Annotated in this window: 18 protein-coding genes; 7 read left to right on the forward strand and 11 right to left on the reverse strand. The window is 60.4% G+C overall.

Annotation, left to right across the window (positions count from 1 at the left end):
• Positions 1 to 46 precede the first annotated feature (46 nt).
• The 6 genes from MB824_RS01495 to MB824_RS01520 all read right to left on the reverse strand — a co-directional run bounded on the left by MB824_RS01495 (position 47) and on the right by MB824_RS01520 (position 8,877).
• Positions 47 to 913 carry a hypothetical protein gene (locus MB824_RS01495; RefSeq protein ID WP_238745255.1) on the reverse strand — a complete coding sequence of 289 codons (867 nt, stop codon included), beginning with the start codon at positions 911 to 913 and terminating at the stop codon, positions 47 to 49.
• Positions 914 to 941: 28 nt separating this feature from the next.
• The gene (locus tag MB824_RS01500; protein WP_238745257.1) at positions 942 to 1,250 is read right to left on the reverse strand and encodes a hypothetical protein; all 309 of its coding nucleotides are present in this window, start codon (positions 1,248 to 1,250) and stop codon (positions 942 to 944) included.
• 52 nt (positions 1,251 to 1,302) lie between these two features.
• Positions 1,303 to 2,385 (reverse strand): phospho-N-acetylmuramoyl-pentapeptide-transferase, encoded by a 1,083-nt coding sequence (mraY, locus tag MB824_RS01505; protein WP_238745258.1) that lies wholly within the window; start codon positions 2,383 to 2,385, stop codon positions 1,303 to 1,305.
• 466 nt (positions 2,386 to 2,851) lie between these two features.
• On the reverse strand, positions 2,852 to 4,333 hold the full coding sequence (locus MB824_RS01510) for an efflux transporter outer membrane subunit (protein ID WP_238745260.1): 1,482 nt from the start codon (positions 4,331 to 4,333) through the stop codon (positions 2,852 to 2,854).
• A gap of 50 nt (positions 4,334 to 4,383) precedes the next feature.
• On the reverse strand, positions 4,384 to 7,587 hold the full coding sequence (locus tag MB824_RS01515) for an efflux RND transporter permease subunit (protein ID WP_238745262.1): 3,204 nt from the start codon (positions 7,585 to 7,587) through the stop codon (positions 4,384 to 4,386).
• A 12-nt stretch (positions 7,588 to 7,599) separates the two neighbouring features.
• Positions 7,600 to 8,877, reverse strand: a complete 1,278-nt coding sequence (locus MB824_RS01520) for an efflux RND transporter periplasmic adaptor subunit (protein WP_238745264.1) — start codon at positions 8,875 to 8,877, stop codon at positions 7,600 to 7,602.
• A gap of 183 nt (positions 8,878 to 9,060) precedes the next feature.
• Here MB824_RS01520 and MB824_RS01525 point away from each other — a divergent pair, with 183 nt between their 5' ends.
• Together MB824_RS01525 and MB824_RS01530 are read left to right on the forward strand one after the other, a co-directional pair.
• Complete coding sequence (locus MB824_RS01525) at positions 9,061 to 9,315, forward strand: TetR family transcriptional regulator (RefSeq protein WP_305067902.1); 255 nt, start codon at positions 9,061 to 9,063, stop codon at positions 9,313 to 9,315.
• Between the two features lie 6 nt (positions 9,316 to 9,321).
• Entirely contained in the window at positions 9,322 to 9,702 is a 381-nt protein-coding gene (locus tag MB824_RS01530; RefSeq protein WP_255778195.1) for a hypothetical protein, read from the forward strand.
• Between the two features lie 155 nt (positions 9,703 to 9,857).
• Here MB824_RS01530 and MB824_RS01535 read toward each other — a convergent pair whose 3' ends face one another.
• Positions 9,858 to 10,694 carry a 23S rRNA (adenine(2030)-N(6))-methyltransferase RlmJ gene (locus MB824_RS01535; RefSeq protein WP_238745266.1) on the reverse strand — a complete coding sequence of 279 codons (837 nt, stop codon included), beginning with the start codon at positions 10,692 to 10,694 and terminating at the stop codon, positions 9,858 to 9,860.
• Positions 10,695 to 10,820: 126 nt separating this feature from the next.
• On the opposite strand from MB824_RS01535, the gene tig reads away from it, so the two are divergent.
• Positions 10,821 to 12,125 (forward strand): trigger factor, encoded by a 1,305-nt coding sequence (tig, locus tag MB824_RS01540; protein WP_238745267.1) that lies wholly within the window; start codon positions 10,821 to 10,823, stop codon positions 12,123 to 12,125.
• A gap of 154 nt (positions 12,126 to 12,279) precedes the next feature.
• On the forward strand, positions 12,280 to 12,900 hold the full coding sequence (gene clpP / locus MB824_RS01545; protein WP_238745268.1) for an ATP-dependent Clp endopeptidase proteolytic subunit ClpP: 621 nt from the start codon (positions 12,280 to 12,282) through the stop codon (positions 12,898 to 12,900).
• 117 nt (positions 12,901 to 13,017) lie between these two features.
• Here the strand turns inward: clpP and MB824_RS01550 are convergent, their stop codons facing one another.
• Together MB824_RS01550 and MB824_RS01555 are read right to left on the reverse strand one after the other, a co-directional pair.
• Complete coding sequence (locus MB824_RS01550) at positions 13,018 to 13,995, reverse strand: malate dehydrogenase (protein WP_238745269.1); 978 nt, start codon at positions 13,993 to 13,995, stop codon at positions 13,018 to 13,020.
• A 280-nt stretch (positions 13,996 to 14,275) separates the two neighbouring features.
• A complete protein-coding gene (locus MB824_RS01555) occupies positions 14,276 to 14,479 on the reverse strand; it encodes a cold-shock protein (protein WP_003785524.1) in 204 nt (67 codons plus the stop codon).
• A 219-nt stretch (positions 14,480 to 14,698) separates the two neighbouring features.
• Between MB824_RS01555 and clpS the strand changes: the two genes are divergently transcribed.
• The 3 genes from clpS to MB824_RS01570 all read left to right on the forward strand — a co-directional run bounded on the left by clpS (position 14,699) and on the right by MB824_RS01570 (position 18,298).
• Positions 14,699 to 14,998 carry an ATP-dependent Clp protease adapter ClpS gene (gene clpS / locus MB824_RS01560; RefSeq protein ID WP_238745271.1) on the forward strand — a complete coding sequence of 100 codons (300 nt, stop codon included), beginning with the start codon at positions 14,699 to 14,701 and terminating at the stop codon, positions 14,996 to 14,998.
• A complete protein-coding gene (gene clpA / locus MB824_RS01565; RefSeq protein WP_238745273.1) occupies positions 14,998 to 17,262 on the forward strand; it encodes an ATP-dependent Clp protease ATP-binding subunit ClpA in 2,265 nt (754 codons plus the stop codon). The genes clpS and clpA overlap by 1 nt, the downstream gene beginning before the upstream one ends.
• Before the next feature lie 244 nt (positions 17,263 to 17,506).
• Positions 17,507 to 18,298 (forward strand): inositol monophosphatase family protein, encoded by a 792-nt coding sequence (locus MB824_RS01570; RefSeq protein ID WP_238745275.1) that lies wholly within the window; start codon positions 17,507 to 17,509, stop codon positions 18,296 to 18,298.
• 159 nt (positions 18,299 to 18,457) lie between these two features.
• On the opposite strand, the gene MB824_RS01575 is transcribed toward MB824_RS01570, so the two are convergent.
• Positions 18,458 to 19,027, reverse strand: coding sequence for a TMEM165/GDT1 family protein (locus tag MB824_RS01575; RefSeq protein ID WP_238745277.1), 570 nt, complete (start codon positions 19,025 to 19,027; stop codon positions 18,458 to 18,460).
• Positions 19,028 to 19,326: 299 nt separating this feature from the next.
• Complete coding sequence (locus MB824_RS01580) at positions 19,327 to 19,557, reverse strand: hexameric tyrosine-coordinated heme protein (protein ID WP_238745279.1); 231 nt, start codon at positions 19,555 to 19,557, stop codon at positions 19,327 to 19,329.
• Between the last annotated feature and the right edge of the window lie 94 nt (positions 19,558 to 19,651).

Below are 19,651 nucleotides of genomic sequence, written 5' to 3' on the forward strand. Positions count from 1 at the left end.
TTAATCCGTGTTGGTATTTGCTTTCAGGCTGCCTGAAAAAGCCGGGCTATTTGCGCCCTTCCTGCACTTCTACCGAAATCACGCCCGGCTCGTCGGGCAGGCGGGAAACGGCTTCGTCGTCGTCCAAATCGATGCGGGTGCCGGCGCGCTGCACGCGGCGGCCGCTGCTCTCGGCCGGCTCGGCCGGCGGCGGGGCTTTCGGCGCGGGCATGTCGATGCGCGGTTCGCTGTCGATTATGCGCTCCGGCCGCCGCGCTTCGCCATTGTCGGGACGTGGTGCGGGAATTTCGGCGGGCGTATCCCATTCGTTGGCGGTTTGGCTCAGGGAAACCGCGGCGCCGGTTTGCGGGTAGTCGATGTCCTGATAGCTGCCGTCGCCCACCGCGACAATCTGCGCCGTCATCCGCCTTGATGCGGCCTGGCGCACGGCGTCGCGGTACCATTTTTCATCATCCAGCGGCACGGCGATTACGGTTTCGGCGCCGGGCGCGAGCAGGCTGGACAGTTTCACCGGAATGCCGACGGCTTTGGCATCGGCCTTGCCGTCGAGATACAGCGTCAGGCTCACATACACCGACGATACGGCGAAACTGCCGCTGTTGCGCAGTGACAGCAGCACGCGCGGGCGGCCGTTGCGGTAGGAGAACTCGCCCGCTTCGATGGCGACGTCCTGCCCGCTGCTGACGCTCTCGGCCGAAGACCCGTAGTTGATGCCCGAAGCCGATGCGGGCGCGAAGCTGTCGCTCGAGCGCATCTGCGACGCCGCCGACGCGCCCTGCCCGGCCTGCAGGCCTTCGGCGCTTTTGCCGGCGGCGTCGATAAACTTCCAGCCCCAATAGCCGAAGGCGCCGAACAGCGCCATGCCAATCATCCAAATCGCGGTTTGAATCTTATTTTCCGAAGAAGAAGACATTTGTGCGTCCTTGTTTTCAGGCTGCATCTCAAGACTGCGCCGCAGCAATCAGCTTCAGGGCAATCAGCAGCGGCAGTAGCGCGCCGCCGATATACACCAGCAGCCATACCATCAGGCTGTCGACAAAATAGCGCAGCAGGCCGAAATACGCCCAGGCATAAAGAAAAACCAGCACCGCGCTGATCAGCAGGGCAAGCAGATTGGCATTGCCGCCGAACAGCTGGCCGCCGAGAACAAACAGCGTATAGGCCAGCGCCCACTGCCAGGCGCGCGACGTTTCTTCGTATACATGCTCCTGCAGTTTGCCGAACACCAGCAGCATCAAAGCATCCAACATAGCGTTTCTCCTTATGTTCAACCAAGCAGCCTGAAACGGGTTTTCAGGCTGCCTAACGGATTTTCAGCGTACTCAGACCGACCAGCACCAGCACGATGGTGATAATCCAAAAGCGCACCACCACCTGCGTTTCCTTCCAGCCCTTTTGCTCGAAGTGGTGGTGGATGGGCGCCATCAGGAAGATACGTTTTTTGGTTTTCTTGTACCAGCCCACCTGCAGCATCACCGACAAGGCTTCCGCCACAAACAGGCCGCCCATGATGACCAATACAAATTCTTGGCGCACGATTACCGCTACGGTACCCAGCGCCGCGCCCAGCGCCAGCGCGCCGACATCGCCCATAAACACCTGCGCCGGCGCGGCATTGAACCACAAAAAGCCAAGGCAGGCGCCGCACATTGCCGCGCAGAACACCACCACTTCGTTGGCGCCCGGCACGAAAGGCAGCTGCAGATATCCGGCAAACTTAACGTGGCCGGTAACGTAGGCAAACACCGCCAGCCCGCCGGCCACCAGCACCACCGGAAACGCCGCCAGCCCGTCCAGGCCGTCGGTCAGATTCACCGCATTGGACGTGCCGACAATGGTGAAATACGCCAGCACCACAAAGCCGACCACGCCCAAAGGCAGCGCCACCTGCTTGAAAAAAGGCACGATCAGGATATTGGTCGCCCCCGAGCGGGCAACATAAAACAGCAGCGCGCCGGCGGCCAGCGCCACCACCGTCTGCCACACCATTTTGAATTTCGCCGACACGCCGTTGGGGTCCTTATAAACCACCTTGCGCCAGTCGTCGTAAAAACCCAGCGCACCCGTGCCCAGCAGCACCCCGATCAGAATCCACAGATAAGGATTGGACGGATTGCCCCACAGCAGCGTGGCAAACGTAATCGACAGCAGAATCAGCACCCCGCCCATCGTCGGCGTGCCGGCTTTGACCAGATGCGTCTGCGGGCCGTCGCTGCGGATGGCCTGCCCAGCCTTCAGCGCCGTCAGCTTGCGGATCGTCCACGGCCCGAGCATCAGGCTGAACGCCAGCGCCGTCAGCGCCGCCATCACCGCGCGGAAGGTGGTGTAGTGGAAAACATTCAGCACCGAGAACCAGTTGCTGAACTTGGCCAGCCATAACAGCATAAAAAATCCTTGTATTTTGTGGTATTGCGGCAGCCTGAAAACCCGTATCGGCGCCGTCCGCCTGCGCCAAACGGCCGCCGATACAGGCGGCGGCACGGCCAGAAAACGGGCGGACAGCTTCAGGCTGCCTGCGGCTTGTGTGCGGGCACCCGCAGACCGAAACGGCACCAGCGGACGCAAAGGGCGGATTTTAGCAAAACCCGCCGCACAATACGCCATAGGCCGACAATTTTCTCGGTAAATTTACGCGGGCTTACGCAAAACAGCCTTTCAGGCAGCCTGAAACGCCATCCCGCCGCATACCTTGCTCCCTTCCCCTACGCCCCAATAGGTAGGTTGGGTTGCCAAACCCAACATTTTCCGATGCCAAAGATATGTTGGATCGCGACCCAAGCTACAACTGAAAACCAAAGGCAGCCTGAAAACCAAAAAACCGGTTTTCAGGCTGCCTTGTCGGGGTGGGTGTTTACTGCTGCTGCGGGGCGCTGGCACTGCTGCCGTTCTCGGCGGCGCGGGCGTCGCCGACTGCTTTGAGCTGGGCGCGCACCTGTTCGTCGTCCTGGGTGTAGCGCTTGAGACCGCCGCCGAGCACTTTGTAGAGATCGGCAAGGTTCTCGGCCATATTCAGGCGGGTGGACAGCAGGGTGCTGTCGGCCGAATAGCTGCCGCGCTGAGCGTCGAGCAGGTTGAGCGAGCTGGAAACGCCGTGTTTGTAACGCAGGCGGATCAGGCGCAGGCGTTCGGCTTGGGCTTTGGCCTGGGCGCTGTTGGCCTGGTACTGGCTGTTGAGCGCGGCGCGCGCCACTAGGGCGTCGGCAACGTCGCGGAAGGCGCTGCGCACGGCGGCTTCGTAGGCGACGACGGTTTTTTCTTGGGCGACTTTGGCGGCATCGAGATTGGCCTTGGTTTTGCCCCAGTTGAAAATCGGTACGCTGATTACGCCGCCGATCGACCAGTTGCGGCTGCCGGATTCAAACAGATTGCTCAGTTCGCTGCTGCTGAAGCCGGCGTTGCCGGTGAGACCGATGGTGGGGAAGAAAGCGGCGCGGGCGGCACCGATATTGGCGTTGGCCTGACGCAGGTTGTGCTCGGCGGCGCGGATGTCGGGGCGGTTGAGCAGCACTTCGGAGCTTAGGCCGGCGGGCAGGTTGCGGATATTGAACTGCTGTGCCAGCGGCAGGGCGCGGGGCAGATCGTCGGGCAGTTTCTGCGCGATCAGAAGCTCGAGGGCGTTGCGTGCCTGCTCGCGGGCGCGGACGGCGGCGGCGTAGGAGGCTTTGGCGTTTTCAATCACGGTTTCCTGCTCGCGCAGGTCGATGGCGGAAATCACGCCGGCTTTGTGGCGCAGCTTGGCCAGACGGTAGGTTTCCTGCTGGCTGTCGAGCACGTTTTGCGCCAGCTTCATGGCGTCTTCGGCGTAGATTTCGTTGAAGTGGGCTTTGGCGACGCTGGAAATCAGGCTCAGATGGGTGGCGTCGCGGGCGGCGGTGCTGGCGAAGTAGCTCTGCAGCGCGGCCTGGCTGGTATTGCGCACCCTGCCCCACAGATCAAGCTCGAAGGAGGCGATGCCCAAACCGGCGCTGAAAGCGTTGCCGGCGCCATTGGCGTTGCCGCTGCGGGTGGCGCTGCCGTTGCCGTTCAAGCCGGGGAAGCGGTCGGCGCGGGCGATGGCGTACTGGGTGCGCACCTGCTCGGCGTTCAGGCTGGCGGTGCGCAGGTCGGTATTGTTTTTCAGGGCGATTTCGATCAGGCGGTGCAGGCGCGGATCGGCGAAGTAGTCCTGCCAGCCGACGGCGGCGGCGCGGACGCCGTTGTCGCGGGCGTCGTAGCGGAACTGCTCGGCGGGCAGATCGACTTTGGGCTGCTGGTATTTGGGCGCCAGATTGCACGCCGACAAAACGGCGGCGGTGCTGACGGCCAGCAGGACGGGTTTGAATGTGGTTTTCATGGTTGTCCTTTCTCTTTCAGGCTGCCTGGTTTCAGGCAGCCTGAAAAGGTTTAAGGGTTGTGGCTGTCGGAATCTTGGTGGCTTTCGCTGTGCAGGTGGGCATTGGCGGCGGCCACTTCCAGCTCGTGCTTGGTCGGCTTAAACAGGCCGCGCACCACGGCGTAGAACACCGGCACCAGGAATACCGACAACAGGGTGCCGATGGTCATACCCCAGAATACGGTGGTACCGATGGCGCTCTGGCTGCCGGAGCTGGCGCCAGAAGCGAAGTATAGCGGCACCACGCCCAAAATAAAGGCAAACGAAGTCATCAGAATCGGACGGAAGCGCAGGTGCGCCGCTTCGAGTGCCGCGGCCAGCGCGCTTTTGCCTTCGGCCTGCAGGTCTTTGGCAAACTCGATAATCAGAATGGCGTTTTTGGCGCTCAGACCCATCACGGTAATCATGCCGACGGTGAAATAGATGTCGTTGGCAAAGGCCACCGGTATGCCGACGCTGTTGTTGAACAGGTTGCGGCTGGCAACGCCAAACACGACGCCGAACAGACCCAGCGGGGCAACCAGCAGCACGGCAAAGGGAATCGACCAGCTTTCATACAGCGCGGCCAGCACCAAGAATACCGACAGCGCGGCAAAGCCGTAGAGCATCAGCTTTTGCGACGAGCCTTTGGCTTCTTCGCGCGACTGGCCCTGCCATTCGACGCTGTAGCCGCCACCCAGGTCTTTGACCATTTTCTCGATTTCGGCCATCGCCTGGCCGGTGGAGCCGTTGCCGACCTGGGTGCTCATCTGCACGGCGGGATAGCCGTTAAAGCGCAGGCTCTGCTCGACGCCCGGCACCCATTTGGCTTTGACAAAGGACGACAGGGGAACGGCCTGGCCGCTGCCGTTGGGCACGGTAAGCTGGAGCACGTCTTCTTCCTGCATACGGGCGGATGCTTCGGCCTGAACCATCACTTTCTGCAGGCGGCCGTTGTTGGGGAAGTCGTTGACATAGCTGCCGCCCAGGGCTGCGGCAAGGGTGGCGCGCACACTGGTCATGCTGATGCCCTGCGCCGCCATCGCTTTGCGGTCGATTTCCAGCTCGAGCTGCGGCGAGTCGGGCAGGCCGTTGTTGCGCGGGCCGGAGAACATTGGGTTCTGGCTCATTTTCGCCAGCAGTTCGTTACTCTTGGCCATCAGTTCGGCGTGACCGCTGTTGTTGCGATCCTGCAGGTAGAACTCGATGCCGCCGTTACCCAGCTCGCGGATGGCGGGCGGGTTGACTGCCAGCGCGAAGCCGTCTTTGACGGCGCCGCTGGTCATCAGTTCGCCCATCAGCATTTGGGCAACGATGCTGGCCGAATGGATCAGGCCGGGGCGCTCGTCCCAGTCTTTGAGCGATACAAAGCCGATGGCCATGTTCTGGCCGCTGCCTGAAAAGCTGAAACCGGATACCGTGATGATGCTCTCTACTTCTTCTTTGGCCATCACCACTTTTTCCACCGCTTCGATGGTTTTGTCGGTACGCGCTTTGGAGGCGCCGGCCGGCAGCTGCACGCTGACCATAAAGTTGCCGGAGTCTTCAACCGGCAGGAAAGATTCGGGCAGGCGGGCATACATCCACACCGCACCGGCACCGACGGCCAGCCAGATCACCATCGAGGCGGCAGAATTGCGCAGGGTTTTGGCGACAACGCCTTCATAGCGTTTGTTGCCGGCGTCAAACATGCGGTTGAACCAGCCGAAGAAGCCGCGTTTTTCCAAATGATGCCCTTTTTCCACCGGCTTGAGCATGGTGGCGCACAGGGCGGGGGTCAGCGTCAGCGCCAAAAAGGCGGAGAAGGCGATTGCCAGAATCATGGTAACGGCAAACTGGCGGTAAATATTGCCCACCGCGCCTTCAAACTGGGTCAGCGGGATAAACACCGAAATCAGCACGGCAGTAATACCGATAACCGCACCGGTAATCTGGCTCATCGCCTTTTTGGTGGCCGGCAGCGGCGCCAGTCCTTCTTCCGACATAATCCTTTCGACGTTTTCCACCACCACGATGGCATCGTCCACCACAATACCGATCACCAGCACCATCGCGAACATGGTCAGCACGTTGATCGACATGCCGAAATAGTAGATGCCGGCAAACGCGCCCAACAGCGAAATCGGCACCACAATCGCCGGAATCAGGGTATAGCGGATGTTTTGCAGGAAGACAAACATCACGATAAACACCAGCACCATCGCTTCAACCAGCGTATGCACCACTTTCTCAATCGAAATATCGACGGCAATCGAAGTGTCGTAAGGCGCTTTCCACTGCATGTCGCCGGGGAAGAATTCCTTCAGCTTTTCCATCCGCGCTTTAACGGCGGCAGCGGTGGCGGTGGCGTTACCGCTGTTGGAGAGCATCACCGCAATGCCCACCGCCGGTTTGCCGTTCAGACGCATGGTAGTAGCGTAGCTTTCCGAGCCCAACTCGATGCGGGCGACGTCTTTCAGATAGACGTTGCCGCCCTCGCTGTTGCTGCGCAGCATGATGTTGCCGAACTCTTCGGGCGTGCTGAGCTGGCCTTCAGCGGTAATGGTGGCGGTAAAGCCCTGCCCTTCCACTGCCGGCAGAGCGCCGAGCGAGCCGGCGGAAATCTGCGCGTTTTGCGCGTTGATCGCGGCGGAAACGTCGGTAAAGGACAGGTTGTAGCCTTTGAGTTTCTGCGGATCAACCCATATGCGCATCGCCCGTTGGGCGGCAAACATGCGCACCGCACCCACGCCTTCGACGCGCTGCAGCTCGGGGATGATGTTGCGCTGGGCGTAGTCGGCCATATCGGCGACTTCCTGGGTTTGCGAGTCCAGCGACAGCACCATCAGGAAGTTGGAGCGCGATTTGGAAACCTTGACACCATACTGCTGCACGGTGGCCGGCAGCGTGCTCAGCACTTCGGAGAGCTTGTTCTGCACTTCCTGCTGGGCAACGTCTTCGTCGGTTTTCGGCGTAAAGGTCAGCGATACCGAACCGCTGCCGCTGGAGTCGGCGGACGTGGAAATGTAGTCCAAGCCCTCGATGCCGTACATGCTGCGCTCGATCACCGCCAGCACGCTGTCTTCCATGACCTGCGCCGAAGCGCCCGGATAGGTCGCGTTCAGGCTGATGGTGGGTGCGGCCACCGAAGGATATTGCGATACTGGCAGGCTGCGGATGCCCAAAATACCCGCCAAGATGATAAAGATGGAAATCACCCAGGCGAAAATCGGGCGGTCAATAAAGAATCTTGCCATGTTCCACTCCGTTTATTGGGCTGACGATGCGGCCGGTGCGGATGCCGGCACCGAAGCTGCGGGCGCGGACGCCGCAGCAGCCGGAGCGGAAGCAGCCTGAACCGCAGTGGCGGGCGCGGATGCGGCTTCTTTCTTTTCAGGCTGCCATTCTTTGGTTTTCACGCTCTTGGAATGGAGCATGCCCGCGATCATGGTGCCGTCCACCGCCACTTTATCGCCGTCTTTCAGGCCTTCGCTGATGACCCAGCTGTCGCCCTTTTGCGCCACGATTTTCACCGTGCGCGGCTCGAAGCCGCCTTGGGCATTGACAATGGTTACGGTGTCGGTTTTGCCGCGGGTAACCGCACGCTGCGGCACCACATAGGCATTGAGCACGCCGGATACCGGCAGTTTCACCCGCACATACAGCCCGCTCATCAGAATCAGGTTCGGATTGGGAATCGCTGCGCGCAGATTAACCTGGCCGGTACTCTCGTCCACCGTAGTGTTGGTAAACAGCAGGCGGCCTTTGTGCGGGTATTCGCTGCCGTCTTCAAATTCAACGCCGACTTCGATCGCTTCGTTGAGCACGCGCTCGCCGCTGGAAAGCTGCTGGCGCAGTTTCAGCATATCGTTGGCCGACTGCTGGATATTGAGATACATCGGGTCGTTCTGCTGGATCAGCGCCATCTGGGTACTGTTGGCGGTAACCAGCGCGCCTTCGCTGACTTTCGATTCGCCGATGATGCCGGCAATCGGCGCGGTGATATAGGCATGGTTCACATTGACCTGCGCCGCATTGATGGCCGCCTGCGCCGATTTCACCTGCGCTTCGGCCGAACGCTTGGCAGTAAGCGCCGCATCCCACTCCTGGCGGCTGATGGCATCGGCCTGCACCAGCGGCTGGTAGCGCGACACATCGGCATTGGCTTTCGCCAGCGCAGCCTGGGCAGACAGCAGCGACGCACGGGCGCTTTCCAGATTGGCGCGGTAGGCGGCATCGTCAAGCTGGTAAAGCGGCTGGCCGGCTTTAACGAACGAGCCTTCTTCAAACAGGCGGCGTTTCACGATGCCGCTGACCTGCGGCACGATGTAGGCGGTGCGCACCGCTTCCAACCGGCCGCCGAGCACGGTTTCCAGCAGCACGTCTTCGGCTTTTACCGTCAGCACCGAAACTTCAGGCTGCAGCTGCGCCGTTTTTTCGGCGATTTGCTTTTGCCGCTCTTCGTTTTTATTCGGGCAGGCCGCCAATGCCAGCGGCAGCAACAACGCCAGCACTGTCAGGCGCCGGCCGCGTGATGAGTGGGTCATTTTATTTTTCCTGATTTTCAATAGATTGTTTAACAAGGTTTTTAAATGTTTCAGGCTGCCTGAAAAAAGCTCTCGGGCAGCGCATCGGGGTTTTACATTCTGTCAAAAACGCGGCATTATACATACAAGCCTGTATGGCAGATTCAGTCTTTACCATTTCTTAACCAAGCACCACAAACCACCATGCGCAAAACCAAAATCGAAGCCCAAAAAACCCGCCAGCACCTGCTGGACGCGGCGCTGGAAGTATTCTGGCGCAACGGCGTAACCCGCTCCTCGCTGCAGGAAATTGCCCAAGAAGCCGGCGTAACCCGCGGCGCGCTCTACTGGCATTTCAAAAACAAAGAAGACCTGTTCGACGCCCTGTTCCATTGCTACTTCACCCCGCTGGTCGAGCCTTTCGACTCCGACGAAGCCAAAGCCTCCGACAATCTGTGAGCGCATCTGCGCCAAAGCATACTCGGCATTTTCCGGCGCATGGCGCAGGACGAAAAACACCAAAAATTCTGCAACGTGCTGTATATGAAATGCGAAGCCAGCCCCGCCAACCAGGCGATTACCGAGCTGGTGGAAAAATATTACGAAATCGGCCACGGCCAAATCCGCAGCGTGATGCAGCTGTGCCACCAGCGCGGCCTGCTGCCGGCCGACACCGATCTCGAGCTGTCCACCCTGTATCTGCAAAGCTGCGTGGCCGGCCTGATCGGCATTTGGAACTGCAATCCCGGGCAGTTCGACATCCTGCCCGCCGCCGAGCGCATTCTCGACACCTGCTTCAGCGCCCTGCAAAACGGCGCCCTGCCCCAAGCCAAACGCAGCGCCTAAACAGCGGCACCATTCCAAACGCCTTCAACAAAACTTTCAGGCTGCTTTTCCAACCCGGAAAAGCAGCCTGAAAACCATCAAACCCTTTGCCATGCCGTTTTGCCGCTCGATAAAACCGCCGCCGGGGTTTCAGGCTGCCTTTCGGCGCGTGCCGTTCAATCCAAACCCTGCGTTTCCAGCACGAAATGCGCGTCTGTATCCTGCGCCAGCAGCCGCGTCAGCGCAGGCAGGTTTTCGCGCAGCTGCGCCGCCAGCACATAAGGCGGGTTGATAACGAACATGCCGCTGCCGTGCATGCCGAAGCCGTCGGCCTGCGGGCGGCGGACGTGGAGTTCGGCGCGCAGCGATTTGGGCGAGAGCGCCGCCAGTTTTTCCGGCAACGTCCGGCTTTCGGCACGGCTCAAACAGGGATACCACACCAGATAGCAGCCGGTGGCAAAGCGCTTAAGCGCGGCTTTCAGCGTATCGACCACCCGCCGGTAGTCCTGCTTTTCCTCATAGGGCGGATCGACCAGCACCACGGCGCGGCGCGGCGGCGGCGGCAGCAGCGACAGCAGTCCGCCGTAGCCGTCTTCGCAGCGGACTTGGGCGCGGCGGCCGGCGGAAGCAAGCGTCTGTTCCAGCAGCGGAAAGTCGGCCGGGTGCATTTCAAAACAGCGGATGCGGTCGTCCGGCCGCAGCAGCCCGGCGGCCAGCCACGGCGAGCCGCAATAGCGGTTTTCAGGCTGCCTTTCGCCCACGAAATCGGCAAAACGCGCCAGATCGGCCGGCAGTTTTTCCGCCTGCCGCACACGCAGCCAGCCGTCGCGGTATTCGCCCAATTTTTGCGCGAAACCGGAATCGAGCGCGTACAGTCCGGCGCCGGCATGGGTGTCGATATACCAATAGGGTTTGTCTTTGCGGCCGAAATATTCCAGCGTCAGAAACAGGGTGAAATGTTTGAGCATGTCGGCATGGTTGCCGGCATGGAAGGAGTGGCGGTAACTGAGCATCTCGCGGTGCTGCCCGTGCATGAAAAAACGGGTATTTTATGTGTTTTCAGGCTGCCTGAAAAACTTTTATTGTGCTAAACTCGCGCGTTTTTGAAACCACCGAACGCTAAATTGAGAAAGGCCGCCATGAGCGAAACAACCGAACAAGTGAACCCTCTGGAACGCAAAACCACCGTTACCGTGGCATGGGAAGCGGTAAACGCCGAAACCGACCGCCGCCTGAAGCAGACTGCCCGCCGCGTGCGCATCGACGGCTTCCGCCCCGGCAAAGCGCCGCTGAAAATGGTCGCCTCTATGTACGGCGCCGGCATCCAGAACGACGTATTGAACGACGCCGTGCGCGAAGCCTTTGAAGAAGCCGTCAAAGGCGAAGACCTGCGCGTGGCCGCGCTTACCGGCATCGAGCCGGTTGAAAACCAGGAAAACGCCGATTCCTTCCAAGCCGTGTGCGTGTACGAAGTCTATCCCGAAATCAAAGTCGGCGACCTCTCCGCGCTGGAAATCGAAAAAACCACCGCCGAAGTGGGCGATGCCGAAGTGGACAAAACCATCGACATCCTGCGCAAACAGCGCACCCGCTACAACCGCGTCGAGCGCGCCGCGCAAAACGACGACCGCGTCATCATCGACTTTGCCGGCACCATCGACGGCATCCCCTTTGAAGGCGGCAGCGCCAAAAACTACCCCTTCGTACTCGGCCAAGGCCAGATGCTGCCTGAATTCGAAGCCGGCGTCAGCGGCCTGAAAGAAGGCGAAAGCAAAGACGTTGAAGTCAAATTCCCCGACGACTACCACGGTAAAGACGTTGCCGGCAAAACCGCCGTTTTCGCCATCACCCTGCACAATGTCGCCGAACCCGTGCTGCCCGAAGTGGACGAACAGTTCGCCCGCGCGCTGGGCATTGAAGACGGCGACACCGTGAAAATGCGCGAAGAAGTCCGCAAAAACGTCGCCCGCGAAGTGAAACGCCGCGTGGACGGCAAAAACCGCGATGCAGTAATGGCCGCGCTGCGCCAAAGCCACGAATTCCCGCTGCCGCAGGTGCTGGTGAACGAAGAAGCCGCCCGCCTGGCCGAAGAAATGAAGAAAAACCTGGCTTCGCAAGGCATGGATCCCGCCCAGCTCAACCTGCCCGCCGAGATGTTTGCCGAGCGCGCCGCCGAGCGCGTGGCACTCGGTCTGCTGCTGCCGGTTATCGTTGAAGAAAACAAACTGCACGCCAGCGACGAACAAATCCGCAAGCTGGTGCTGGAATTCGCCGAAAGCTACGAAGACCCCGAAGAAGTGGCCGAATGGTACTTTGCCGACCGCAACCGCTTGAGCGGCGTGGCCAATCTGGCGTTGGAAAACAACGTCGTCGAATTCGTGCTGGGCAAAGCCAAAACCACCGAAAAAAGCCTGTCTTTTGACGAAATCATGGCCGCCGCCTAAAGCAGCCTGAAAAGGCAGCCTGAAAGCCGAAGCACCGCCGCCCGAAACCTGCAGCAGACCCTGCAGCCATTTGGCCGCGGTGCTTTTTCCGTTTTAGCGGCAGCCTGAAAAGCCGCTTTCCCCTTCCCCGACCAACCCGCAGCAAGGAAACGATATGATTCCCGACATCCGCAACAACACCCTGATTCCCACCGTTATCGAGCAAAGCGGCCGCGGCGAACGCGCCTTCGACATCTACTCGCGCCTGCTCAAAGAACGGATTATCTTTCTGGTCGGCGAAGTCAACGACCACACCGCCAATCTGGTGGTGGCGCAGCTTTTGTTTCTCGAAAGCGAAAACCCCGACAAAGACATCTATTTCTACATCAACAGCCCCGGCGGCAGCGTAACCGCCGGCATGTCGATATACGACACCATGAACTTCATCAAGCCCGACGTGCAGACCCTGTGTCTGGGCCAGGCCGCCAGCATGGGCGCGATGCTGCTGGCCGCCGGCGCCAAAGGCAAACGCTTCGCCCTGCCCCACAGCCGTGTGATGATCCACCAGCCGCTGATCGGCGGCGGTTTGGGCGGACAGGCGTCCGATATCGAAATCCACGCCCGCGAGCTTTTGAAAATGAAAGACACGCTCAACCGCCTGCTCGCCCAGCACACCGGCCAGCCGCTGGAGCGGGTTGAGCGCGATACCGACCGCGACAACTTCATGTCTGCCCAGGCCGCCGCCGAATACGGCCTGATCGACAAGGTTATTGCTTCGCGCAACGACGTCGCTTAATTCCAAACCGCACCCAAAGGCAGCCTGAAAACTTTCAGGCTGCTTTTAGCCGCTAAAAAACGGCTTTCAGGCAGCCTGAAAGCCGTTTCAATTCGATTTACCGGATGTACCGCGGACTTACAGCAGATGCGCCACGCCCGCTTTTTCGTCTTCCAGCTCTTTGAGCGTGATGTTGATGCGCTCGCGGCTGAAGTCGTCGATTTCCAAATCGCGCACCAACTTGTATTCGCCGTTTTCGCAGGTAACGGGGAAGCCGAAAATGGTGCCTTCGGGGATGCCGTAGGAGCCGTCGGACGGGATGCCCATGGTTACCCATTTGCCGTTGGTGCCCAGCACCCAGTCGCGGATGTGGTCGATGGCGGCGTTGGCGGCAGATGCGGCGGAAGACAGGCCGCGCGCTTCGATAATGGCGGCGCCGCGTTTGCCGACGGTGGGCAAAAAGACGTTGGCATTCCAGTCCTGGTCGTTAATCATGTCTTTCACGCTCTGGCCGCCGATGGTGGCGAAGCGGTAGTCGGCGTACATGGTGGGCGAGTGGTTGCCCCAAACGCACAGTTTTTCGATGTCGGCAACGGCCTTGCCGGTTTTCTCGGCAATCTGGCTGGCGGCACGGTTGTGATCGAGACGCAGCATGGCGGTGAAGTTTTTCGCCGGCAGATCGGGGGCGGACTTCATGGCGATGTAGGCGTTGGTGTTGGCGGGATTGCCGACTACCAGCACTTTAACGTTGCGGTCGGCCACTTTGTTGAGCGCGGCACCCTGCACGGTGAAAATCTGCGCGTTGGCCTGCAGTAAATCGGCGCGCTCCATACCTTTGCTGCGCGGACGGGCGCCGACGAGAATGGCGATTTGCGCGTCTTTAAACGCTACTTCGGGATCATCGGTGGCGATCATGCCGGCCAGCAGCGGAAAAGCGCAGTCCTGCAATTCCATCATCACGCCCTTAACGGCGTTTTGCGCCTGCGGCAGATCCAAAAGCTGCAGAATCACGGGCTGGTCTTTGCCGAGCATTTCGCCCGAAGCGATGCGAAACAGCAGGGCATAACCGATTTGGCCGGCGGCGCCGGTTACGGCAACACGGATTGGGGTTTTCATAGCGGGTTCTCCATAGATGAAAGATGCGGAAAAATCCGTTTCAGGCAGCCTGAAAACGGAATGCGCGGACTGCGGTGTTTTTCTTGAAGCGCCGGCTCGGGCAGCGCGCAAAGGGCGCGGCGGCCTTGTGCCGAAGCTGCGGGGCATCATACCAAAAACACGGCGCTTTGCAAGGGAAAAGCCGCTGCCGCGGGGCTTTGCGGCAGCCTGAAAAAGCAAAAAGGCAGATTTTGCAATCTGCCTTTGCCCGGTGTTTCCGGTGTGCAAATTTCAGGGGTGCTTAGGCAGCCTGAATGTTTGCAGCCTGTTTGCCTTTGGGGCCGGTGGTGACATCAAAGGAAACTTTCTGACCCTCTTTCAGGGTTTTGAAACCTTCCATATTGATGGCGGAGAAATGGGCGAACAAATCTTCGCCGCCTTCGTCGGGAGTGATGAAACCGAAGCCTTTGGCGTCGTTAAACCATTTAACAATACCTGTTGCCATGTGATGCTACTTTCTACAAAAATTAAACAAAAAAAAGCAAATCCGCGGCTGCCAAAAAATTCAGTTTCATTCGGTTTAACGCTCAAAACAGGCTTTTCTGTACGGCGCGCTTTTGCTGTCGGGCTTTTTACCTGTGTTGGGCGCCTGCGTCAAGTTTTGTTTGGGCAAAAGCGGTTTTTTCATTAAAATGAAACAAAATACAACAATCGCCGACACAAAATGAGCCTCTCCCCCGAATTACTGCAAACCACCCGCGAAAAAACCGCCCCGCCCAAACGCTTCGGCGTTTTCCTGCTCAACGACGACTACACGCCGATGGATTTCGTGGTGGCGGTGCTGGTTGAAATTTTCCTGCTGCCCGAAGATACCGCCGAGCGCGTGATGTGGCAGGTGCACACCGAAGGGCGGGGGCTGTGCGGCACCTACACGCGCGACATCGCGCAAACCAAACAGCAGCAGGTACTGTCGCTGGCCGAAGCGGCCGGCCACCCGCTGATGTGCATTGTTGAGGAGATCTGATGATCAGCAAAGAGTTGGAAGAAGTAATCGAGCGTCTCTACCACGACACCAAAGAAAAACGCTACGAACTGGTCGGACTGGAGCAGCTGCTGCTCGGCCTGCTGCAGCATTCGTCCAAAGTGGCGGAAACCCTTGACGCCTGCGGCGTGGACACCGCCCTGCTGGCGGTACAGCTGCAGGAGAGCATCAGCGAAAACACCCCGCTGCTGCCGGCCGGCAGCAGCCGCGAGCCGCAGCCGACCGCCGGTTTCGAGCGGGTGATGCAGCGCGCCATCATCCACAAGCAGCAGTCTTCGCAGGAGCCTTTGGAAGCGGCCGATCTTTTGGTGGCGGTGCTCGACGAAAAAGACAGCCCCGCTTCCTATTTTCTGCAGCTGCAGTCGCTCACCCGCTACAAGCTGCTGCGCTATCTCTCCCACGGCCTGACCGACGAAGAAGACACCGCTTACGACGGCGATGGCGAAGACGACGAAGACCTGCCGCCCGCCGCCAAGCCGCTGGATGCCTACACCGTCAATCTCAACCAGGAAGTGCGCGCCGGCCGCATTGACCCCTTAATCGGCCGCAAAGCCGAAATGGAGCGGCTGGTGCAGGTTTTGTGCCGCCGCCGCAAAAACAATCCGCTGCTGGTGGGCGAAGCCGGCGTCGGCAAAACCGCGCTGGCCGAAGGGCTGGCCTACCGCATCGAAAACCAGCAGGTGCCCGAAGTGCTGGCCGGCCACACCGTTTTTTCGCTCGACATGGGCGCCCTGCTGGCCGGCACCAAATACCGCGGCGACTTTGAAGCCCGCATCAAAGCCGTGCTCAAAGAGCTGGCGCAGCAGCCCAAATCGCTGTTGTTCGTCGATGAAATCCACACCCTGATCGGCGCGGGCGAAACCGCCGGCGGCCACATGGACGCTTCCAACCTGCTCAAACCGGCGCTGGCCAAAGGCCGGCTGCGCTGCATCGGTGCCACCACCTACAACGAATACCGCACCATATTCAGCAAAGACCACGCCTTAAGCCGCCGTTTTCAGAAAATCGACATCGGCGAGCCCAGCGTGGCCGAAACCGTCGATATCCTGCGCGGCCTGCAGCCCGCCTTCGAGAGCCACCACGGCGTGCGCTACAGCGAAGACGCCCTTCAGGCTGCCGCTGAGCTTTCCGCCCGCCACATTTCCGACCGCTTTTTGCCCGACAAAGCCATCGATGTTATCGACGAAGCCGGCGCCGCCCAGCGCATCATGCAGCCTGAAAGCCGCAGCGGCGAAATCGGCCGCGGCGAAATCGAGCAAACCGTCGCCAAAATCGCCCGCATTCCCGAAAAAACCGTGTCCCATGACGACAAACAAATCCTGCGCCATCTCGCACGCAACCTGAAAAACATGGTCTTCGGCCAAGATGCCGCCGTCGATGCGCTGGCCGCCGCCGTCAAAATGTCGCGCTCCGGTCTCGGCCTGCCCGACAAACCCATCGGCTGCTTCCTGTTTTCCGGCCCCACCGGCGTGGGCAAAACCGAGGTCGCCAAACAACTCGCCTTCTCGCTGGGCGTGCCGCTGGAGCGCTTCGATATGTCCGAATACATGGAGCCGCACGCCGTCTCCCGCCTGATCGGCGCGCCGCCGGGCTACGTCGGCTTCGACCAGGGCGGACTGCTGACCGAAACCGTCAGCAAACACCCGCACTGCGTGCTCCTGCTCGACGAAATCGAAAAAGCCCACCGCGACATCTACAACGTTCTGCTGCAGGTGATGGACGCCGGCCGGCTCACCGACAACACCGGCAAAAGCGCCGATTTTCGCAACGTCATCCTGATTATGACCACCAATGCCGGCGCCGAAGCGCTCAGCGGCAACGGTTTCGGCTTCACCGCCAAACGCGAAGCCGGCGACGAAATGGCCGCCATCAAAAAAACCTTCACCCCCGAGTTCCGCAACCGGCTCGACGCCGTGATTCCCTTCGCCCCGCTCACCCCCGCCGTTATCGGCCGCGTGGTGGACAAATTCCTGCTCCAGCTCGAACAGCAGCTGCTGGAAAAACAGGTCGAAGCCACGTTCACCGACGAGCTGCGCCGCCATCTGGCCGACAAAGGCTTCGACCCGCAGATGGGCGCGCGGCCGATGCGCCGCCTGATTCAGGAAGAAATCCGCCAGGCACTCGCCGACGAACTGCTGTTCGGCCGCCTGGCGCAGGGCGGCCGCGTGCTGATCGACTATCAGGACAAAACCGTGCTCAGCTTCCCCGAAAAAGACTCGCCCAAAGAGCCGATGCCCGCGCTGTAACACCGTCCGCCGTTTTCAGGCTGCCTTTCACGCAGGCAGCCTGAAAACGGTTTGACCTGAAAGCCCGCTGAAAACCCCGTCCCAAGCAGCCTGAAAACGCTCCCGGCGCTATGGAGACTTGGCCGCATTCGCTATATAATCCGCCGCTTTTTTGCCCGCCCGTTTCGCCTGTACCGCTTTTCAGGCAGCCTGAAAAGCGCAGCGCCGCCGGCACCCGCCCAACCGCCTACCCGAAAGATTCGCCATGAGCCAGCTCAACCCCGCCCTCAACATCGCCTACAAAGCCGCCCGCAAAGCCGGCGACCTGATGCTGCGCGCCGCCAACAACCTCGACAGCCTGCGCGTGGATCACAAAGCCGCCAACGATTTCGTCTCCGACGTCGACCGCCAGGCCGAAGCGCTGATTGTCGACCTGATCAGCGAAGCCTACCCCCACCACCGCATCAGCGCCGAAGAAAGCGGCAGCCGCGGCAGCGGACGCGCCGAATACGAATGGATTATCGACCCGCTGGACGGCACCACCAACTACCTGCACGGCCACCCGCAATACGCCGTTTCCATCGCCCTGCTGCACAAAGGCGTACTGCAGGAAGCGCTGGTTTACGCCCCCGAGCGCAACGACATCTACACCGCCTCGCGCGGCAAAGGCGCCCGCCTGAACGAGCGCCGCATCCGCGTGGCCGCGCGCACCGAAATCAACCGCTGCATCATCGGCACCGGCTTTCCGGTAACCGACCACAGCGGTCTCGACAACTACCTTGCCGCCCTCAAAGCCTTTATCCAAAAAGCCGCCGGCATCCGCCACGAAGGCGCCGCCTCGCTGGATTTGTGCACGCTGGCCACCGGCCGCTTCGACGGCTTTTTCGAGTTCGGCCTAAAACCCTGGGACATCGCCGCCGGCGCCCTGATCGTGCAGGAAGCGGGCGGCATCGTAACCGACCCCGCCGGCGAAAGCGGCTGGCTGGAAAGCGGCGACATCGTTGCCGCCAACCCGAAAATCCTCGCCCAAATGCTGCAGATTATCGGCAAGGCCTGAGCGCTCCGCTTTTCAGGCTGCCTTGGCCAAATCAAGGCAGCCTGAAAACACCAATCCCAAACCCAAAGCAGCCTGAAAACGGAAAAAACGTTTTCAGGCTGCTTTTTTGCGCTTTGTCCGCGCCATCCGGTTTTCAGGCTGCTTGGGGCAAACGCCCGTTTACAGCGTCAGCCCCGCGCCCAGCAGGGTCAGCACGCCCAGCACGCAGAAAACGGCGCAGGCGGTGATGCGTACCGCGCGGGCGGGGATTTTCGCCACCAGCTCGCCGCAGTAAGCCACCGGCACATTGGCCGCCATCAGGCCGATTACGCTACCGGCCACCACCGCCGGCCAGGCGTCGTAGCGGGCGGCCAGCAGCACCGTGGCGATTTGGGTTTTGTCGCCGATTTCGGCCAGGAAAAACAGCACCAGCGTGGCGAAAAAGGCGCCGTATTTCAGCCAGCGGCAGCGGTCGCCGTCGTCGTCCTTGTCCGGTACCAGCAGCCACAGGCCGACGGCGATAAAGCTCATTCCCACCGTCCATTTCACGATTTCCGGCGCAATGCGCGACGCGATCATCACGCCGAGCACGGCCGAGAGCAGGTGATTGAGCAGGGTGGCGGCGAAGATGCCGGCGATCACCGCTTTTTTGTCGGCAAAACGGGCGGCGAGAAACAAAGTCAGCAGCTGGGTTTTGTCGCCGATTTCGGCGATAAACACCCCGACAGTTGAAGAGAAAAAGGCTTCCATCAGAAACGCTCCGAACCGTGCGGGCAAACAAAAAAGGCACACCGCCCGCCCCCGAACGGAGCCGACGGTATGCCTTAAGTCTTGCCTGTCTTTACGGCTTGATAAAGATGCCTGCGCCACGCCCAAAGGCAATGATGTTGACACAGGCTCCGGCGGCGCTGCCGCGCGGATGGCTACTCCCCCAAGGGCGGGCGCGATTATAGCCGCTTGCCCTACTCTTGGGCAAAAGAAAGGCAGCCTGAAAAGGGATCTACCCCTTTCAGGCTGCCTTTGCGCCGGTGCTTGGTTCCGCTGCCGGCTTAGCCGCGCCAGTAGTTGTTGGCGGCGGCGATGGTTTGGAAGTTGATGGCGATAACCTGCGAAGCGGCGGTCAAGCTGTCGGCGTCGTTGGCGTAAACGGAGCGCAGTTTTTTCAGCACTTCAACGTCGGGCTGGGTGGTTTTGACGCCGCGGCGGCTCAGGGTAACCGCCAGCTCGAAGCCGGCCTGCGGGGTTTCGGTAATCAGGGTGGGGAGCCATTGTTCGCTCATGTCGTGTTCCTTTGATTGTTGTTGTAAAAAAACGCCCCTAGCGGGGCGGCGCGGATATTAGGAGCGCGGCGGCGGGCTGTCAAGACGAGCGTAG

Source organism: Kingella pumchi (assembly GCF_022288825.1).
Taxonomy (GTDB): domain Bacteria; phylum Pseudomonadota; class Gammaproteobacteria; order Burkholderiales; family Neisseriaceae; genus Kingella_D; species Kingella_D pumchi.

What these genes read in the sequence shown, in the direction of transcription:
- MB824_RS01495 (WP_238745255.1), bottom strand. Translation starts at nt 913, where the DNA reads ATGTCTTCTTCTTCGGAAAATAAGATTCAAACCGCGATTTGGATGATT.
- MB824_RS01500 (WP_238745257.1), bottom strand. Translation starts at nt 1,250, where the DNA reads ATGTTGGATGCTTTGATGCTGCTGGTGTTCGGCAAACTGCAGGAGCAT.
- mraY (WP_238745258.1), bottom strand. Translation starts at nt 2,385, where the DNA reads ATGCTGTTATGGCTGGCCAAGTTCAGCAACTGGTTCTCGGTGCTGAAT.
- MB824_RS01510 (WP_238745260.1), bottom strand. Translation starts at nt 4,333, where the DNA reads ATGAAAACCACATTCAAACCCGTCCTGCTGGCCGTCAGCACCGCCGCC.
- MB824_RS01515 (WP_238745262.1), bottom strand. Translation starts at nt 7,587, where the DNA reads ATGGCAAGATTCTTTATTGACCGCCCGATTTTCGCCTGGGTGATTTCC.
- MB824_RS01520 (WP_238745264.1), bottom strand. Translation starts at nt 8,877, where the DNA reads ATGACCCACTCATCACGCGGCCGGCGCCTGACAGTGCTGGCGTTGTTG.
- MB824_RS01525 (WP_305067902.1), top strand. Translation starts at nt 9,061, where the DNA reads ATGCGCAAAACCAAAATCGAAGCCCAAAAAACCCGCCAGCACCTGCTG.
- MB824_RS01535 (WP_238745266.1), bottom strand. Translation starts at nt 10,694, where the DNA reads ATGCTCAGTTACCGCCACTCCTTCCATGCCGGCAACCATGCCGACATG.
- tig (WP_238745267.1), top strand. Translation starts at nt 10,821, where the DNA reads ATGAGCGAAACAACCGAACAAGTGAACCCTCTGGAACGCAAAACCACC.
- clpP (WP_238745268.1), top strand. Translation starts at nt 12,280, where the DNA reads ATGATTCCCGACATCCGCAACAACACCCTGATTCCCACCGTTATCGAG.
- MB824_RS01550 (WP_238745269.1), bottom strand. Translation starts at nt 13,995, where the DNA reads ATGAAAACCCCAATCCGTGTTGCCGTAACCGGCGCCGCCGGCCAAATC.
- MB824_RS01555 (WP_003785524.1), bottom strand. Translation starts at nt 14,479, where the DNA reads ATGGCAACAGGTATTGTTAAATGGTTTAACGACGCCAAAGGCTTCGGT.
- clpS (WP_238745271.1), top strand. Translation starts at nt 14,699, where the DNA reads ATGAGCCTCTCCCCCGAATTACTGCAAACCACCCGCGAAAAAACCGCC.
- clpA (WP_238745273.1), top strand. Translation starts at nt 14,998, where the DNA reads ATGATCAGCAAAGAGTTGGAAGAAGTAATCGAGCGTCTCTACCACGAC.
- MB824_RS01570 (WP_238745275.1), top strand. Translation starts at nt 17,507, where the DNA reads ATGAGCCAGCTCAACCCCGCCCTCAACATCGCCTACAAAGCCGCCCGC.
- MB824_RS01575 (WP_238745277.1), bottom strand. Translation starts at nt 19,027, where the DNA reads ATGGAAGCCTTTTTCTCTTCAACTGTCGGGGTGTTTATCGCCGAAATC.
- MB824_RS01580 (WP_238745279.1), bottom strand. Translation starts at nt 19,557, where the DNA reads ATGAGCGAACAATGGCTCCCCACCCTGATTACCGAAACCCCGCAGGCC.